The sequence below is a fragment of the Syntrophobacterales bacterium genome (assembly GCA_019429105.1).
Taxonomy (GTDB): Bacteria; Desulfobacterota; Syntrophia; order Syntrophales; family UBA5619; genus DYTH01.
In genome coordinates this window covers 1-17,426 of record JAHYJE010000008.1, presented here as the reverse complement: position 1 = coordinate 17,426, position 17,426 = coordinate 1, and the positions used below count along the sequence as shown (strand labels likewise).

Annotated in this window: 15 protein-coding genes; 12 read left to right on the top strand and 3 right to left on the bottom strand. The window is 55.6% G+C overall.

Annotation, left to right across the window (positions count from 1 at the left end):
* Positions 1-4 precede the first annotated feature (4 nt).
* From K0B01_04080 to gap, 4 genes are all read left to right on the top strand, one after another.
* A complete protein-coding gene (locus K0B01_04080; GenBank protein MBW6485312.1) occupies positions 5-763 on the top strand; it encodes a 2-hydroxyglutaryl-CoA dehydratase in 759 nt (252 codons plus the stop codon).
* 32 nt (positions 764-795) lie between these two features.
* Positions 796-1,779: an MBL fold metallo-hydrolase gene (locus tag K0B01_04075; GenBank protein ID MBW6485311.1), complete on the top strand. Its 984-nt coding sequence runs from the start codon at positions 796-798 to the stop codon at positions 1,777-1,779.
* 131 nt (positions 1,780-1,910) lie between these two features.
* Positions 1,911-2,474 carry a GAF domain-containing protein gene (locus tag K0B01_04070; GenBank protein MBW6485310.1) on the top strand — a complete coding sequence of 188 codons (564 nt, stop codon included), beginning with the start codon at positions 1,911-1,913 and terminating at the stop codon, positions 2,472-2,474.
* 19 nt (positions 2,475-2,493) lie between these two features.
* On the top strand, positions 2,494-3,507 hold the full coding sequence (gene gap, locus K0B01_04065) for a type I glyceraldehyde-3-phosphate dehydrogenase (protein ID MBW6485309.1): 1,014 nt from the start codon (positions 2,494-2,496) through the stop codon (positions 3,505-3,507).
* A gap of 130 nt (positions 3,508-3,637) precedes the next feature.
* On the opposite strand, the gene K0B01_04060 is transcribed toward gap, so the two are convergent.
* Positions 3,638-4,570 carry a diacylglycerol kinase family lipid kinase gene (locus K0B01_04060; GenBank protein ID MBW6485308.1) on the bottom strand — a complete coding sequence of 311 codons (933 nt, stop codon included), beginning with the start codon at positions 4,568-4,570 and terminating at the stop codon, positions 3,638-3,640.
* Positions 4,571-4,800: 230 nt separating this feature from the next.
* On the opposite strand from K0B01_04060, the gene K0B01_04055 reads away from it, so the two are divergent.
* From K0B01_04055 to hutI, 8 genes are all read left to right on the top strand, one after another.
* Entirely contained in the window at positions 4,801-5,352 is a 552-nt protein-coding gene (locus K0B01_04055; GenBank protein ID MBW6485307.1) for a DUF116 domain-containing protein, read from the top strand.
* The gene (locus tag K0B01_04050; protein ID MBW6485306.1) at positions 5,349-6,791 is read left to right on the top strand and encodes an NAD(P)/FAD-dependent oxidoreductase; all 1,443 of its coding nucleotides are present in this window, start codon (positions 5,349-5,351) and stop codon (positions 6,789-6,791) included. The genes K0B01_04055 and K0B01_04050 overlap by 4 nt, the downstream gene beginning before the upstream one ends.
* Positions 6,792-6,826: 35 nt before the next feature.
* Positions 6,827-7,984 (top strand): aromatic amino acid lyase, encoded by a 1,158-nt coding sequence (locus tag K0B01_04045; GenBank protein ID MBW6485305.1) that lies wholly within the window; start codon positions 6,827-6,829, stop codon positions 7,982-7,984.
* 74 nt (positions 7,985-8,058) lie between these two features.
* Complete coding sequence (locus K0B01_04040) at positions 8,059-8,256, top strand: helix-turn-helix transcriptional regulator (protein ID MBW6485304.1); 198 nt, start codon at positions 8,059-8,061, stop codon at positions 8,254-8,256.
* A gap of 645 nt (positions 8,257-8,901) precedes the next feature.
* Positions 8,902-10,644 (top strand): choice-of-anchor D domain-containing protein, encoded by a 1,743-nt coding sequence (locus tag K0B01_04035; protein ID MBW6485303.1) that lies wholly within the window; start codon positions 8,902-8,904, stop codon positions 10,642-10,644.
* 485 nt (positions 10,645-11,129) lie between these two features.
* Entirely contained in the window at positions 11,130-13,178 is a 2,049-nt protein-coding gene (locus K0B01_04030) for a urocanate hydratase (GenBank protein MBW6485302.1), read from the top strand.
* Between the two features lie 74 nt (positions 13,179-13,252).
* Positions 13,253-14,149, top strand: coding sequence for a glutamate formimidoyltransferase (gene ftcD, locus K0B01_04025; protein ID MBW6485301.1), 897 nt, complete (start codon positions 13,253-13,255; stop codon positions 14,147-14,149).
* Positions 14,150-14,155: 6 nt separating this feature from the next.
* Positions 14,156-15,427 carry an imidazolonepropionase gene (hutI, locus tag K0B01_04020; GenBank protein MBW6485300.1) on the top strand — a complete coding sequence of 424 codons (1,272 nt, stop codon included), beginning with the start codon at positions 14,156-14,158 and terminating at the stop codon, positions 15,425-15,427.
* Positions 15,428-15,763: 336 nt separating this feature from the next.
* Here the strand turns inward: hutI and K0B01_04015 are convergent, their stop codons facing one another.
* Positions 15,764-16,753 carry an alcohol dehydrogenase catalytic domain-containing protein gene (locus tag K0B01_04015; GenBank protein ID MBW6485299.1) on the bottom strand — a complete coding sequence of 330 codons (990 nt, stop codon included), beginning with the start codon at positions 16,751-16,753 and terminating at the stop codon, positions 15,764-15,766.
* Positions 16,754-16,769: 16 nt separating this feature from the next.
* Positions 16,770-17,099, bottom strand: coding sequence for a type II toxin-antitoxin system HicB family antitoxin (locus tag K0B01_04010; protein MBW6485298.1), 330 nt, complete (start codon positions 17,097-17,099; stop codon positions 16,770-16,772).
* Positions 17,100-17,426: the final 327 nt, after the last annotated feature.

Genomic DNA, 17,426 nt, shown 5'->3' with positions numbered 1-17,426 from the left:
CTTTATGGGTTTGAAGGCAGGGATCGATATCGGTTCCAATACGGCCAAGGCCGCAGTGATGGAAGACGGACGTCTTTTGGGAACCAACGTGATTGCGGCAGGCTATAACGCCGAGGCGGCGGGACGCAGGGTGCTTGATGAACTGCTCACTTCTCTTTCCCTGGCGCAGACGGATGTGGAGCGGATCATTGCGACCGGCTACGGCCGCAAGAGCGTGGCAATCGCGGACAAAATGGTAACGGAACTGATGTGCCATGCAACCGGGGCGCGTTTTCTCGATCCTTCGGTGCGCTCGCTGATCGATATCGGCGGCCAGGACAGCAAGGCCATCGTCATGGACGAAGAAGGCCGGATGATAAATTTCACGATGAACGACAAGTGCGCGGCGGGCACCGGCCGTTTTCTGGAGGTAATGGCGCGCGCCCTCGAGGCCAATCTGGATGAATTCGGCGCGCTCTCCCTGAACGCCGAAAAACCGGCGAAGATCAGCAGCACCTGCACCGTCTTTGCCGAATCGGAGGTAATCTCGCTGATCGCCAAGGGGGAAACTCGGGAAAACATTATTGCCGGCATCCATGAGGCCATCGCCTCCCGGGTGGCGGCAATGGCAACCCGGATCGGCATCAGGGCGCCGGTGATGATGACCGGCGGTGTTTCTCAAAATGCGGGGGTTGTCCAGGCGCTGGAAAAGGCGCTTGGCTATCCGCTGATAGTTTCTTCTTACGCCCAGTTGGCGGGGGCAATCGGTGCCGCCCTTTTGTAGAAAAATCAGGAGCAATCCTCAAGGAGGTTCATTTGAATAAAGCGGTGCGGGAAGTGGCGAAGAAAATTTTTCTGATCAGGCTGCCCATGCCTTTTCGGCTGACCCATGTCAACGTTTTTTTGTTCCCGGAAAAAAAGGGCTTCACGCTGATTGATACCGGCCCCAACCTGCCCGGGGTCCTGCCGGCGCTTGAGGAAGCGCTGTCCCAGACGGGGCTGACGCTTGAGGAATGTCGCAGGATTTTCATCACCCATTTTCACATGGATCACTGCGGTCTGGCGGGCCTCATCAAAGAACGTTCCGGGGCAAAGATCAGCCTCTCGGAAATTGACGCGCAGACGATTCGCACGTTTGCGCTGGACGACGGCCGCGTTTGGCGGATGGAGGCCTTCTGCAAAGAGCACGGCCTTGATAAAGCCACGATTGGGGAAATTGCCCGCACCTTCACCTCCTTTGAGCAGGCAACCCTGCCTTTTGTCGCCGACAGCCATCTGGAAGACGGCGAACAGCTTGTTGCCGGCGACCGGGAACTCAGAGTGGTCGCAACCCCGGGCCACAGCCGCGGTCATCTCTCGTTTTACCTGCCCGCGGAACGCGCCTTGCTCTCCGGGGACCACATCCTCCCGCATATCACGCCGAATCTGAGCCCTGATCTGATCGACTCCAAATTTCATCCGCTGGAGAGCTTTCTTGACTCCATGACCAAGGTGGAGAAACTGAAGATAGAGACCATCTGGCCCTCGCACGGGCGCCCCTTTACCAATCTCCGGGGAAGGATTGCCGACGTCCGCAAACATCACGCCGAAAGATCGCTGCTTGCCTTTCAGGCCCTCGATAAAGGCGCAAAAACGGCCAGACAGGTTTCCCGGTTTATCTTTGGCGACAATCTGCCCGTTTTTGACCGTCTGCTCGCCCTGAACGAAAGCTACGTTCATCTTGTCACGCTGGAAAAAAGGGGCTTGATCGGCAGAAGGAGTACCGGCGGGCTCTGTCTTTTTGAACATTTGCCAAAATAAAACGCTCATTCGGGCACGCCGTAGCAACGAAGAATCATTGTATGTCAAAAATTCATGCACGCATTTTATGAACATTAAACCGCGTTTGCAAGCAAAGGGCTACAAGCGGAATAACTTAGGGAGGTGAAGCCATGAAGGAGAGGAATACCGATTATTTTGCTGCCCTGTACGAGGTTGCCAAGGCGATCAATGGCTCTCTGGATACGAAGAAGGTTCTGGAGAAGATCGTGCAGAGCGTAGTTGCAGCAGTCGGGGTCAAGGCGGGCAACATCCGCCTTTTGGATGCGCGCAAAAAACAGCTTGTCCTGGGGGCGGCATACGGCCTTTCCCGGGAGTACATCCACAAGGGGCCGATTCTCCTCGAGGAGAGCGGCCTGGACCGCAAGGCGATAAAAGGAAAGATCACCTGGATAGAGGATGTCCAGGCGGACAAGGATTTCCAGTATGGGGAAAAGGCCAGGGCGGAGGGGATCAAGTCCGTGCTCGTCGTGCCGCTGCTGCTGGAGAAAAAGGCGATCGGCGTTTTGCGCGTCTATTCCGACCGGGTGCGAGAGTTCAATGAAGATGAACTCAAGTTTCTGAAGGCGGCGGCCAATCTCAGCGCGATCGCCATTGACAACGCCCGGATGCACGAGGTGCTCCAGACGCGCTGCGATCTGCTGGTGGAAAACAAATACCGGATTGACGACAACTAAAATAAAGAGGGAGGTTTTTATGATTCGTCTTGGCATAAACGGTTTTGGCCGGATTGGGCGCCAGGTTTTGAAGGCTGTTCTGGAGCGTTATCCCGACACCCTGCAGGTGGTTGCCGTAAACGATCTCTTCGATGTCGAAACAAACGCCCATCTGTTCAAATACGACACCAACTACGGCATTTACGCGGGGGAGGTTTCCACCGGAAAAGAGGCCCTGCTGATTAACGGCAAGAAAATCCAGAGCTTTGCCTTTCGCGATCCCGCCTCCATCCCGTGGGACGATGCGGGGGTAGATATCGTCATCGAGAGCACCGGGCTTTTCCTGACCGGGCCTAAGGCCTCGGCGCACCTTGAGGCCGGAGCCAAGAAGGTGATTATCAGCGCCCCGGCGAAGGAGGAGGATATCACGATTGTCATGGGGGTAAACCACAGGGATTACAAACCGCAGAAGCACCATATCGTCTCGAACGCCTCCTGCACAACGAACTGCCTGGCGCCCCCGGTGCTGGTTGTGCACAAGGCCTTCGGCATCGAAAAGGGGATGATGACGACGATTCACTCCTACACGAACGACCAGCGCATCCTGGATGCCCCGCACAAGGATCTGCGGCGGGCCCGCGCGGCGGCGGTGAACATCATCCCGACCACCACCGGTGCGGCCAGAGCACTGTCCCTCGTCATTCCGGAGCTGGCCGGCCGCTTTGACGGCTATTCGCTCCGGGTGCCGACGCCGACGGTATCGATCGTCGATTTCACCGCCGAGCTGAAGAAGAAGACCACAACGGAGGAACTCCGCGACGCGCTCCGCGCAGCGGCAAAAAAACAGCTCAAGGGAATCATGGACTGCGAAGAGCAGGGGCTGGTTTCGATGGACTTCAAGGGGAATTTCCACTCCTCGATCGTCGATGTCGAATTCACCCAGGTGCTCCGGGGCAATATGGCCAAAGTCGTTTCCTGGTACGACAACGAATGGGGCTACTCCTGCCGCGTGGCCGATTTGGCAAGTTACATGGGAGAAAAGGGGCTTGGATAAGAAAACGCAGGCAATCCGCATCCTTGTTGTCGATGACGACGCCGTGGCCTGTGAGTTTTTGCAGGAGGCTCTGCTCAGTTAACCTGGCCGGCGGCAACCATAAAGGTCTTCCGGGAAGGGTAGTTATTGGTCAGTTTTTCACGATCATCGCGATGGCCGCCGGGACAATTTCCAATACCGCCGGCAAAATTCCGGGCTGTTCGCCGTCAATATCGAACAGAACCTGTTCGTCGGAGGACAGGGTTACCCGCTTGCCGGTTGTAACGAAGACCTGGGGGATGCTTTTTATCTTTCCGTTGTAGAGCTTCGGCAAGCGCAGGAGAACAAGCGGCAGGCTCATGGCGCCTATAATCGTTACCTGAAAAAAGCCATCGTCCATGACTGCATCGGGTGCAACCAGCATCCCGCCGCCCTGGTAACGGCCGTTGGCAACGGCGATATGAAAGATGTCTTTTGTTAACTTTTTGCCGTCATCCACGCCGATCGTGACCGCCTTTTTTTTGTAAGAAAACAGCGTCAGCAGTGTCCCCCAGATAAAGGTGACAAAAGGGCCAAAGGCCTTGCTCGTGCGGTTTACCCGCTCGACGACCTCTCCTCCCATGCCGAAACTCGCGATATTGTGAAAATACCGGCTGGTTGTGCCGCCCTGATGATTGCGAAAGCGGATGCGTCCGAGGTCTATCGTTCTGGTAGAAGCGGTTTTTATCGCTTGCAGGGCGGCCCTTATTCCGGACACAGCGGGAAAGGTGCGGGCAAAATCGCAGCCGGTGCCGTTGGGAATGAACCCGAGGGAAACCCCCGTGCGAACTGGCGCGTCATCATCAAAAAAACCGTTGATAACCTCGTTGAGCGTACCGTCCCCGCCGACGCAGACGACAATGTTCGCTCCCTCGAGAAGACAAGCTCTTGTCAAGCAAGTGGCGTCGCCCGGTCCTCTGGTAAGGCAGGTTTGGAACGGACCCAGAATTTCCTCGGCCAGCCGGTTGATCCGCGGCCACTCCCTGCCCGTTTTTCCGTTTCCCGAATGGGGATTCACCACAAAGACGATTTTTCTGGAATTCAAGTCCAAATTCAGCGCTCCGAGGCCTTTTAAAGGGGATAGTGACCTTAATGGCCACAAATAAACGTAAACGGGTGCACCTATAACATAGATGTTGCCCCGATGGTAGTCATAAAGAGCTAAAAAAATTGCTTTCCCCATTTATTTTATGCTATTCCCGTGAAACTTTCAGGTCCATGATTCAGCGGGTTCTCCAAGTTTAAAAATTTTTCCATGAGGACGGGTAATATCCGATGACAAGTATTTCAAAAAAGTCGAGGCTGCTCTTTACGCTGCTGTTCTATCCTTTTCGGGCTTTTCTGAACCGGCTGGGGATCGGCCTGGACCTCGCCGGTAACGTCAATTCCTGCTATCGTGAAGAGTTCGACCGGCTTCCTCCCTCTGAAAAAGCGGTCATCCTGCCCCACTGCCTGACCGGGGATAAATGCCGCGCCCATTTCTCCAAAAATGAGGGCGTTCTCTGCATGAAGTGCGGAGATTGCCGCTGCGGCGAGATTCTCGCTTTGTGCAAGGAGAAAGGCTGGCAGTTCTACATCTCCCCCAGCACCAATTTTACGAAACGACTTACCGAAAGAAAGGATATCCGGGCGGCGATCGGCGCGGCCTGCGCCTACGAGATCGAACGGGGCATCAAATCAACAAGGATAACCGGCAGAGGCGTACATCTGAAAGGGCGGCGGCTTATCCCCCAGGTCATCGTGGCGGAGCGTTATGACTGTCTTCACAATGATATCGCTTGGGAAGAGCTGCGCAAGATGATCAGCTCCGGGAGGGACGGGGTTTGAAGGCAGAAAGGCAAGGCCGCGTCCAGCCAGTATCCGGGCGGGCAATTATCAAACAGGATCAGAAAAACTTCTTGCCGGGCGTGGCTGAGCCAAAGGGCAATCGGGTGATCGTGATCGGCGGGGGCGCGGGGGGAATGATGGCCGCCGGCCGGGCCGCAGAGCTGGGGGCAACGGTCGTCCTGCTCGAAAAAATGGAGGGGCTGGGCAAGAAAATCCTGATCAGCGGCAAGTCCCGCTGCAATCTGTCCAACGCCCGCAGCCTCGCTGAATTTCTGCCCATGTACGGCCCCAATGGCCGATTTTTACACGGAGCCTTTCACCGCTTTTTCCGGGATGACCTGCTTTCCTTCCTGGCTCGTTTCGGGGTCGCAACAAAGACCGAGCGGGGCGGGCGGATTTTCCCCGTTTCCGACGAGGCGGCGGATGTAGTAAGGGCCTTCCGGAGCTATCTGCAAGAGGGCAAGGTGGAGTTGCTCTTGAATTCCCCGGCAAGCAGGCTCGTTATCGGAAACGGCAAGCTTTCGGGGGTGCAAACGCGGAAGGGGTTTTTGTCGGCCCGGGCGGCAATCCTCGCGGCGGGCGGCGCCAGTTGGCAGGAAACAGGTTCGAACGGCGACGGTTTCCGGCTTGCGGCTGCGGTGGGACACAAGATCGTAAAGCCCAGGCCGGCCCTCGTCCCACTGATTGTCGCTGAAATTGAAAAGGCCAAGGCGATGCAGGGGGTGAGCCTAAAGAATGTCCGGCTTACCGCCTTTCGCGGAAAGATTGACCTTTTTTCCCCAGCCTTTGTCCCGCAGGAAGATGTGGGGCGCGGCCTGGAGCGAATACGGAAAAAAGGGGTGGTGATCGAAAGCCGAATGGGGGAGATGCTCTTTACCCATTTCGGGATAGGCGGACCGATCACGCTCTTGATGAGCCTTGCCGTGGTGGACGCCCTCGCGGAGGGTCCGGTCAGCGTCGCGATCGATCTCAAACCCGCCCTTTCCTTCGAGGAGCTGCGCGCCCGCCTGCAGCGGGATTTCGACGCGGGCGGCAAGCGAAGTTTTCGGAACCTGCTGCCGGGACTGCTCCCTCATAAGATGATCGAGCCGTTTATCCAAATGTGCAGCATCCCGGCGGAACGGACGGGAAGTCAGATCACGGCGCCGGAACGTGATCGGCTCCTCGCTTTGCTGAAGGGGCTCTGCTTTACCATCAAGGGGCCGCTGCCGCTGAACTCGGCGATTGTGACCGCAGGCGGCGTTTCTCTTGCCGAGATCGATCCGCGGACAATGGCCTCCCGGCTGGTGGGCGGCCTTTTCTTCTGCGGGGAGGTGATGGACATCGACGCCGATACCGGCGGCTACAACCTCCAGGCCGCCTTCTCCACCGGCCACCTCGCCGGGGAATCGGCGGCCGCCTTCGTACAGCGTCCGGAGGATGCCGCTGATCCTGAATAACAAATATTGCGGAAGATAAACAACAGGAGATTATTATGTCCACCTCATACCAGTCCCAATTAGTCCTGGACGGCGAATCACTGACCATCGAAGGAGTGCTTGCCGTTGCCAATAATCCCGCAATTCAGGTATCGATTGCCCCGGCGGCCTGGGATAACGTAAGGCGGGCGGCCCGGACTGTTCAGGATTTCGTGGCCCGCGGCGAAGTCGTTTACGGCATCACCAACGGAACGACCATGATGAACGCGATAGGGGTGCTGGTCACCTGCAGAGCCGAGCAGTTGACCCATATAGCGGGACTTGCCGGGGCGATGAGCCTGGAGGCCCTGCACGGCACCCCGCGCGCCTTCGATGCGCGCATCCACGCCGCCCGCCCCCATCCCCGTCAGGTGGAATGCGCCGCCTACATGCGCCAGCTTATCGAGGGATCCACCTTCACCAGACCCGACGACCCGCTCAACGTGCAGGACGCCTACACGCTGCGCTGCATTCCCCAGGTGCATGGCGCGATCATGGATGCAATCGCCTACGCCCGCTGGGTGATGAACATCGAGCTGAATTCCGCAACAGATAACCCTTTGATTTTCTTTGATGAAAACGAAAACGCCACCGTGCTTTCGGGCGGAAATTTCCACGGGGAGCCGCTGGCAATCTCGATGGATTACCTGGCTTTTGCCCTGGCCGAACTGGGGAACATCTCGGAACGGCGCATCGCGAGGCTGGTGGACGCGGACAGCAATAATCACATCCTTCCCCCATTTTTGATCAACGACGGAGGGGTTAACTCGGGGTTCATGCTGGTTCAGTACACCGCCGCCGCGCTCGCCTCCGAAAACAAGGTGCTGTCCCACCCGTCCAGCGTGGACACCATCCCGACCTCGGCCAATATCGAAGACCATGTCAGCATGGGGCCGGCAGCTGCGCGTCAGGCCCGCGAGATTGCGACGAACGTGGAAACAATCCTGGCCATAGAGCTGCTTTCCGCCGCGCAAGGCATCGATTTCAGGCGCAAGATTCTCGGTCCGGAAGCCAGAATGGGAAAAGGCACCGCCCCGGCCTACGAACTCATCCGCAGCCACATCCCGTTCCTCGAAAAAGATGAGGCGCTCTACCCGCACATCGAAACCATGCGCAAACTGGTGAGTGACGGAAGCCTGCTCAAACATGCAAACACCCACCCTGACAAGAAATAGAGAGCCGAATCGTAACGGGATAGTACTGCGGTAAAAAATACCAGTATCATGATGTTAAGCAGAAACAAGCTCTCATGCTGGCGATAAAGATTGCAGAGCTGCGTGATAAGAAGGGATTATCGCAACAGCAGTTGGCAAAGCTTATGGGAACCAGCCAGCAGGCAATTTCAAGGATCGAAAGCGGCGAGTATGAGGGCTTCACTCTCAAGACATTGGAAAAGATCGCTGGATCAACGGGAATGCGGGTAAAAATCGAGTTCGTCGCCGCATAATCCATCAGGCGGCAATTTATCATAAATTCTCTATCGTGCAAATAATCCGGTGGGGGCCGAACAGCACTTAATCCACATAATCCTTGTGCTTCCCTCAAGAAAGATTTTTTGTGGAAAGGTTGACTACCATACAATTCCCTCTTCAGTCAAAATCCTCAGAAAATTCCCTCCAAATACAAGTTGCAATTGGGGTAATCAACGGATATTACCGAGTTCGGGTTGAAAGATGGCATTTTGGGAGGAAGATCGGGATCGAAGCCTCCTTCCTGTAGTCCTCAAAAAGTCAACCTTGAGGAAAATGCTTGCTTTCGTTCGGAAATAGAGCGTATTGTTCTTTTAAAAAGGCGGGGATGACGATTTGAGGTCTACTTCCTGTAGTCAAGCGTCCGGTAATTTTGACAGATATCCACCCTTTAAAGTGCTATCGATAAGATTATTTTTCTTGACTTGGAGAGAAAACAGGACCATCTTTATACCATCGTCGGGTACTTTAGCAGGTTCGCAATGGATGTTAACCCTTGACGAGAGGGTGGTGCCATGAGGCGATTCTTGGCACCCCGTTATTGACCAGCAGAGGGCGAGGCGTTGTTTAGGTACCTTGAGTTATTATTTTATTTCAAGAAATATAGAAAGGAGGGAACTACCATGAAGAAATCTGTGATGCCATTGTTCTTATTGAGCGTCTTATCAATTTTTATTTTTGCCTCCCCATTGACGGTTTATGGACAACCTGTTGCCCTGAAGATTCCAGTTGAAAAAGGACCATTGAATATCATTAACAAGCATTTCAGTACCCAAACGACGACTTACAGTGACGGAATTGTTCTTGAACGTAGTATAATTAACGGCCCGCCGAAGCCACCTCCAGGGTACGAACGTGAGCGCGCTCACGTTTCATTGCCGAAAATCAGTGTGGAATCGATGGTCGGCTCATTGCCGCAGGTTCCCGCATTCAGATGGGTTTTTGGCTGCTCGGCAGTTTCAGGCGCAATGATCGCCGGGTATTATGACCGAACCGACTTTCCGAACATTTATAAAGGGCCTACGGATGATGGTATGATCCCTATAGTTGAAGATGCCGCTTGGGGAATCTGGCCAGATAGGGCTGGAGATACATATCCTGACAACCCGTTAATCGCCTCTCATTTCGGATTGGACGAAAGGAAAACCTACGGCTCAATAGATGATTATTGGTATTCTTATTTGAGCGGCAAAGACGATCCTTATATAACGGAACCTTGGTCCCAACATGCCTGGGGTGATGCGATCGGCGATTTCATGAAAACCAGCCAATCTGCTTACGGCAATGACGACGGATCAACCAGTTTCTATTCTTATAGTAGCTCAGCCACCCCGCTCAGCTGCAGCGCCATGGAAGGTTTTAGCATTGCCGACGAGGACGGGACTTACGGAAGAAAACTGTTTTATGAAGCGAAGGGATATACGGTTACAGATTGCTATGCCCAGGCGACGGACAATGCCAAACGCGGGGGCTTTTCATTTGCACAATTCAAGGCGGAAATCGATGCTGGACGGCCTGTGTTGCTAAATCTCCAGGGGCATTCGATCGTTGGCGTGGGTTATGATGATTCCACAAAAACGGTTTATATTCATGACACTTGGGACAATAACGACCATACGATGATTTGGGGTACCAGTTATTCGGGGATGAAACTCTTGAGCGTAAGCATCGTGAATCTTGCGGGAAATGTTATTAGGACACCTGATATCTCCGTTTCTCCCGGTTCATATAATTTTGTGAATATAAACATCGGCGACACTTCCACGAAAACCTTTACGGTCTCCAATACAGGATCGGCTGACCTCAGTATAGGAACCATCGCCATAGCAGACACATCAGAATTCAGTATCACTGGAGCTTGCTCCACGCCCATAGCCCCCTCGTCGAGTTGTACGTTTCAGGCCCAATTTTCCCCGCTTTCGGCCGGTGCAAAATCGGCTACGATAACTATCCAATCTAATGATCCCGATGAGAATCCTTTGAACATTTCTCTGACAGGAACGGGCGTCGACGGTACAGCCGTGGACCTTTTGGGCAGTTGGTCAAATGTTACGTGGACTGGCCCGAAAAGAGGTGTTTACACCGTTTCAGGCACGTTCACTGTCACCAACGCAAGTCAAATGAACTTCAGCAATGTCCAGGTTGATTTTTTTCTTTCCGATGATGGTTCATTGAGTGACAATGATTTATTGGTGAAGACATATAAATACAAGGTCTTAAGCGCAAATTCCAGTAAAGCGACCAGCATCCGATTCACGACAACTTCATCTCCGGCAGGAAGACATTTGATTGCCTTTATAGACTCTCTAAAAAGTATTGCTGAATCGGATGAGAGCAACAACTTAGTTGACACGAGTATTCCCTGATGTAGTCCTATCCTTTCAAAGGCAGGGTCCTTAGCCCTGCCTTTTTTTGTGTACATTTTTTACCTGTAATCTTTATCTTGTGTGGCCGTCTGGGACTGATGAGTAGTAGGTGAAGGAGGTAAAAAGCAATCTCTTTTTGGCTAAGCATTACGGGTACAAAGCTGCTACAAAAATTCATCCTCCTCAGTTACCGACTTCAATAAATAATGGTGGTTTCTTGCAAGGTGCTGGCCTAAGGGAGGGGGATTTCAGACTTTTTACGGACCGATCAATTTTGTTGTTTCTTCGACAGGATTCCGGCTTAAGGCGCTAATGGCAACATGAGGCAAGAGGCTTTCAATCCCGGCGGCAGAAGGATTTTATCTTGACACCACTCGGCGCTGCCTCCTATACTCCAGCCCGCAGGCTTTTGATCGAAATGGCAACAAACGGACGTGGCGGCGCGCCGCCGCCTACAAGAACAAAAATATTGGGAGGTTGGCGCCATGATCTCAAACGATTCCCTCGTAAAGGCGATGACGATCCGCATAGACGCCATCTTTGACGAGCTTCCTTCGCCCCCGGAGTTCTCGCCGGGAATCCGCCGGGCGCCCACCCGGCACTTTGATCTATCCCCGAAAGACACCGAACTCGCCCTGAAAAACGCCCTGCGCTATATACCGGAAAAGTGGCACGGGACGCTGGTCCCGGAGTTTCTGGAGGAGCTGACGACACGCGGGCGCATTTACGGCTATCGCTTCCGTCCTGCCGGGAAAATCACCGGACGGCCCGTCGGCGACTACAAGGGGCAGTGCCTCGAAGGCCGGGCCCTGCAGGTGATGATCGATAACAACCTCGACTTCGCTGTCGCCCTCTACCCTTACGAACTGGTGACCTATGGCGAAACCGGTCAGGTCTGCCAGAACTGGATGCAGTACCAGCTTGTCAAACGCTACCTTGAAGCGCTCACCCGCACGCAGACACTGGTTGTGGCCTCCGGCCATCCGGTCGGTCTTTTCGCTTCCCCCCCGGAAGCCCCGCGCGTCATCATCACCAACGCCCTGATGGTGGGCTGCTTTGACGATCAGGCCAACTGGCGCCGCGCGATGGCGCTGGGGGTGGCGAATTACGGGCAGATGACCGCCGGCGGCTGGATGTACATCGGACCCCAGGGAATCGTGCACGGCACATACAGCACGATCCTGAACGCCGGACGCGCCAAGCTCGGCATCCCGGAGGAGCGAAACCTCGCGGGGCGGCTCTTCGTAAGCTCGGGACTGGGCGGCATGAGCGGCGCCCAGGGGAAAGCCGTCGTTATCGCAGGCGGGGTCGGGGTTATTGCCGAGGTGGACTCCTCCCGCATCAAAACCCGCCTCGACCAGGGGTGGGTGGACGAGGTGACGGACAGCCCCGCCGGGGCCTTCGCCGCCGCGCGCGACTGGCAAAAAAAGGGTCAGGGGCGGGCGATTGCGTTTCACGGGAACATCGTTGACTTGCTCCAATACGCGGTTGGCAAAGACGTCGCGATAGACCTCTTGACGGATCAGACCTCCTGCCACGCCGTTTACGACGGGGGCTACTGCCCCGAGGGGATAAGCTTTGAGGAGCGCACGAAACTCCTTAACGACGACAGCGCCGCCTTCCGGAAAATGGTAGATGGCACGCTTCGCCATCACTATGAACTCATCAAAACCCTTTCCGCGCGCGGGGCGTTTTTCTTTGACTACGGCAACAGCTTCCTCAAGGCGGTTTATGATGTCGGCATTAAAGATGTCTGCAAAAACGGAGAAAATACACTCGACGGTTTCATCTTCCCGTCGTATGTCGAGGACATCATGGGGCCGCTGCTTTTTGACTACGGCTACGGACCATTCCGCTGGGTCTGCCTGAGCGGCGAGGAAGATGACCTGGAAAAAACCGACCAGGCCGCAATGGCGTGCATCGACCCCACGCACCGCTTCCAGGATCGCGACAACTACAACTGGATCCGCGACGCCCGGAAAAACCATCTGGTCGTCGGAACAAAGGCCCGCATCCTCTACCAGGACGCGCAGGGCCGGATGAAAATTGCCCTCAGATTCAACGAGCTGGTGCGAACCGGCGAAATCGGGCCGGTTATGCTCGGCCGCGACCACCACGACACCGGCGGCACCGACTCGCCGTTTCGGGAAACGGCCAACATCCACGACGGCAGCAACATCATGGCCGACATGGCCACCCATTGCTTTGCCGGCAACGCCGCCCGAGGAATGAGCCTGGTTTCGCTGCACAACGGCGGCGGGGTGGGAATCGGCAAGGCGATCAACGGCGGCTTCGGACTGGTGCTGGACGGAAGCCCGCGGGTGGATGCGATAATCCGCACGGCAATCCCCTGGGATGTGATGGGCGGGGTAGCCCGCCGTGCCTGGGCCCGCAACGAGGGCGCCCTCGAAACATGTATCGCTTACAACAAACTGCGTGCCGGATTAGACCATATTACACTGCCCTACCTGGCGGACGACAGGCTGGTGGCGGATGCCGTGGCCCGGCAATTCAAGAAAAAAGCCAAATCATGAATTTTACGTAAAGCCGGCAGGGGCAAGGCCTGCCGTGCCCCTGCACCAATAGACTGGAGAACTTCATGTCAACAATGAAAAAAATCGTCGAATGCGTCCCCAACTTCAGCGAGGGGCGCGATCCGGAAAAGATCGAAAAAATCGTCCAGCCTTTCCGGGAGCACGAAGGCGTCCGGCTGCTCGACTACAAACCGGATTACGATCACAACCGCACCGTCGTCACCGTGGCAGGCGAACCTGCGGCGCTGGCTTCGGCCGTCATGGACGCGATGGAGGTCGCGCTCGGGCTCATCGACATGCGCACCCACAAGGGGCAGCATCCCCGTATGGGCGCCGTGGACGTCGTTCCGTTCATCCCGGTGAAAAACATGACCATGCCGGAGGCAATCGAGCTATCGAAACAGGTCGCCGAGCAGGTTGCGAAAAAATTCAACCTGCCTGTTTTTCTCTACGAAGAATCAGCCTCGGCGGAAAATCGCCGCAACCTTGCCGACATCCGCAGGGGTCAGTTCGAGGGGATGGCCCGGAAGCTCCAACAGCCCGGCTGGAAACCCGATTTCGGCCCGGACGCGCTTCACCCTTCGGCCGGCGTTGCCGCCATCGGCGCCCGGATGCCGCTCGTGGCCTTCAACGTCAATCTCGGCACCTCCTCGCTCGCTATTGCCAATGATATCGCCCGAAAAATCAGACATAGCAGCGGCGGGCTGCGCTACTGCAAGGCGATCGGGATTGAACTCAAAGAACGCGGCCTCGTCCAGGTGTCGATCAACCTGACCGATTACACCAGAACCTCCCTCTACCGGGTATTTGAGCTGATCCGCATCGAGGCCAAGCGCTGGGGGGCGCCGGTAATCGGCAGCGAGATCATCGGCCTGACGCCAATGGCCGCCCTGATCGACACGGCGGCTTACTATCTCCAGCTCGAAGACTTCAACCCCGGGCAGGTGCTGGAATCAAAAATCTATGAGTAAGGAAGAATGAGCGGAAATCTCATCATAAAAAATGCTGCCGAACTTGTCACCTGCGCCGGGTTTGCCGCAAAAAAGGGCCGGGAAATGTCCGAGCTCGGCGTTATCGCCGCCGGGGCAATCGTCATCGAAGACGGCCGGATAACAAAGGTCGGTCCTACGGAAGCCATTATGGCGGAGCTGAGGGCGGTGGGCAAAGACCTCTTGCGCTTCGCAACAATCGACGCGACGGGCAAGGCCGTGTTGCCGGGCTTCGTCGACTCCCACACCCATTTCGTCTTCGGCGGATACCGGGCCGAGGAATTTGCCTGGCGGCTCCAGGGCGACAGCTACATGGGAATCCTCGAGCGCGGCGGCGGCATTCTTGGCACCGTGAGGACAACCCGCGCCGCTTCTTCTGAAGAACTTATCGAAACGGGACTGAAGCGGCTCGACTCGATGCTCTCCTTCGGGGTGACAACGGTCGAGGGGAAAAGCGGCTACGGACTGAATCGCGAAACCGAGATCAAACAGTTGGAGGTCATGGCGGAGCTGAACCGATTGCACCCGGTTGACGTTGTCCCCACCTTTATGGGGGCGCATGCCGTCCCCCCCGAATACAAGGGCCGCCCGGATGACTACCTCGATTTTCTGCTGGCAGAGGTGCTGCCGGAGGTTTCTTCGCGCCATCTGGCCGAATTCTGCGATGTCTTTTGTGAAAAAAACGTCTTTTCTCTCGAACAGTCACACCGTCTGTTGGCAAGAGCTGCAATGTCCGGCCTGAGATCCAAGCTGCACGCCGATGAGATCGTTTCGCTGGGGGGGGCGCAACTGGCCGCTGAGATAAGCGCGATCTCCGCCGACCATCTACTGCACGCCTCCGACGAGGGGATCCGGGCGCTGGCAAAGGCAGGAGTGGTGGCGACCCTGCTTCCGGCCACCGCCTTCAGCCTGCGCGAGCCTTACGCCCGCGGTCGTTTCATGATCGATGCCGGCTGCGCGGTCGCCCTGGCGACCGATTTCAACCCGGGAAGCTGTTTTTCGGAATCTATCCCGCTGGTGGCGGCAACCGCGGCCCTGTACATGAATATCTCTCCGGAAGAGATCGTCACGGCGCTCACCATCAACGGCGCAGCCGCGCTGGGACGGGCCGGGGTCACAGGCAGCCTCGATTGCGGCAAGCAGGGGGACGTGCTCATCCTGGAAAACCCTTCCTACCGGTTTATCCCCTACCACATCGGTGTCAGCGCCGTGGAAAAGGTGATCAAAAACGGAACGGTCGTTTTCGACAAGCTGTCGTAGAAGCGCCTGTTTTACGAAAAATACCCGCGATCCGGGCAGGGCGCGCGCCCCGTCACCCAGGGCAAGACATTTGCTGATGACCGGATAGACGACGTTGGTGATCGCCTTGAAGTCCCCAATCTTCTAAACATCGAGTTCGGCAAGAGCAATACCCAGTGCGGCTACCACCTTCGCGAGGATCGCTCTCCGTGGTTTCTCGTTGGGTTTCTCCAACTTGGAGCGAACCGGGTCGGCAAATATGGCATAGAGCGTTTTTTGATGTTTGCCGATCATGGGAGTATAGTATCAGATAGTATCAAGTCAAGCCTCAACTTTGGGAAAAAACGAAGGGGGGTGTTAGCTCATTTCGAGAATGACCTTCAAGGCATCGTTTTTTCGGGCGCGTTCAAATGCCTCCACCACCTGCGCCAGCGGATAGCGCGCCGTGATGAGCCGCTCCAGCGGCATATCCGGAAAATCCATCATCATTTTCAGGCCGTCGCGAAACCGGCCGCAACGCGATCCCAGAAGAGTCTGCTCATGGATGACAAGCGGGGCGAGATTGACGCTGCCGGAAACGGCGACTGTCGTTTTCAGAACAATCGTTCCCCGCGGTCGACACAACCGCATGGCCGTCGCGATCCCCTCGCCGGAACCGGTCGCCTCCACCACAACATCCGCTCCCGGCGGAATGGCTATTTCGTCGCGCGTCGTTTCGATACCCCGCCAGCGGGCCAGCGCCAGTTTTTCCGGGTGGCGGCCAAGAACGATTACATCCTTCGCAACCGTGGAGAGCGCCCACGCGCAGAGGATGCCCAGTCTGCCATCGCCCAGGACGACTACCTTGTCGTTTGGATGAACCTGCATCTGTTCAAATATCTCGCAAGCCGCCGAAAGCGGCTCGAGCAAAACGGCCTTTTCGTCGGGAAGATCGTCCGGCAACTCGATGAGGTTGGCCGCAGGCAGCGTGCAGTATTGGGCCATGCAGCCATCCAGATTCCGGATTCCCAGGGTGGATCGGTTCGGGCAGTGCCTGCCCATATCCCGCGCACACCAGTCGCAGTGACCGCAGGCGGCGTTTATCTCGCCCGCGACCCGCTTCCCGAGCCAGTCGCCATCTTCGCAGCGTTCCACGAAGCCGATAAACTCATGCCCCGGAATCCCCTGAAAACCGAGGTAACCCTTCATGATTTCCATGTCGGTTTTACAGATGCCGGCAAGTTTTACCCTGATCAAAGCCCAGCCGGGTTCCGGTTCGGGCACGGGGTAATCCGTCCGATAGGTCAATGCGCCGTCAAAAAAGGCAGCCCCCATGGCACGCATGGCGATATCCTTCCTGTTTCTCATGGTTTCCGGTTTTTCTCTATCGACTTAACTTCGAACCAACAATCCGGTTTAGGCTGACCCCTGATTCCGCTGCCTGAATGGCAAGATTTCTGTGAATTTCAGGAGGGACGCGTACCATAAACTTACCACTGTATTTTTTGCAGGCAATCGGTTGAGGTATCTCTTCCCCACCATGTGTCATGTCCTTGATAACGCTCTCGACAATCAAGCGGATGCCCTTTAGGGACGATTCCGGCGTTTTATCCAGCCAGCTCAAGCTGGGGAATTCTGTACATAATCCCACATATTCCTGGTCATCTTCAGACCAGGTTACGCGGTACGTATAACGATCATTTTTCAACGGCATGCTCAACCTCCAACTTCTCAATAGCCAGCAACACCTGCTTTACCTGGCAAACTTTAGCCTTTCCCTTATGATTCTGTATGTTGATCCGTGGATCTCCTTGCCACGGCGTTTTGTAAACATGGTGACTTCCGTCTTTCTGCCGTGCCTGACCAAAATAATAAATGCAGACTTTGCTCAATTCAGAAAATCTAACATCCGATGCAATTGCAAAACTCTCACATTCTGTCATTCCCGCAATGATTTTAAGCGGGAAAACGAAGTTTAATGTTCATAATCTGGTTCTAACTGCTTGAAAAACCGTATTCCCGATAGAAGCATTGTGTACAT

What these genes read in the sequence shown, in the direction of transcription:
- K0B01_04030 (MBW6485302.1), top strand. Translation starts at nt 11,130, where the DNA reads ATGATCTCAAACGATTCCCTCGTAAAGGCGATGACGATCCGCATAGAC.
- gap (MBW6485309.1), top strand. Translation starts at nt 2,494, where the DNA reads ATGATTCGTCTTGGCATAAACGGTTTTGGCCGGATTGGGCGCCAGGTT.
- K0B01_04070 (MBW6485310.1), top strand. Translation starts at nt 1,911, where the DNA reads ATGAAGGAGAGGAATACCGATTATTTTGCTGCCCTGTACGAGGTTGCC.
- K0B01_04015 (MBW6485299.1), bottom strand. Translation starts at nt 16,753, where the DNA reads ATGAGAAACAGGAAGGATATCGCCATGCGTGCCATGGGGGCTGCCTTT.
- K0B01_04010 (MBW6485298.1), bottom strand. Translation starts at nt 17,099, where the DNA reads ATGCCGTTGAAAAATGATCGTTATACGTACCGCGTAACCTGGTCTGAA.
- K0B01_04080 (MBW6485312.1), top strand. Translation starts at nt 5, where the DNA reads ATGGGTTTGAAGGCAGGGATCGATATCGGTTCCAATACGGCCAAGGCC.
- ftcD (MBW6485301.1), top strand. Translation starts at nt 13,253, where the DNA reads ATGAAAAAAATCGTCGAATGCGTCCCCAACTTCAGCGAGGGGCGCGAT.
- K0B01_04040 (MBW6485304.1), top strand. Translation starts at nt 8,059, where the DNA reads ATGCTGGCGATAAAGATTGCAGAGCTGCGTGATAAGAAGGGATTATCG.
- hutI (MBW6485300.1), top strand. Translation starts at nt 14,156, where the DNA reads ATGAGCGGAAATCTCATCATAAAAAATGCTGCCGAACTTGTCACCTGC.
- K0B01_04045 (MBW6485305.1), top strand. Translation starts at nt 6,827, where the DNA reads ATGTCCACCTCATACCAGTCCCAATTAGTCCTGGACGGCGAATCACTG.
- K0B01_04035 (MBW6485303.1), top strand. Translation starts at nt 8,902, where the DNA reads ATGAAGAAATCTGTGATGCCATTGTTCTTATTGAGCGTCTTATCAATT.
- K0B01_04055 (MBW6485307.1), top strand. Translation starts at nt 4,801, where the DNA reads ATGACAAGTATTTCAAAAAAGTCGAGGCTGCTCTTTACGCTGCTGTTC.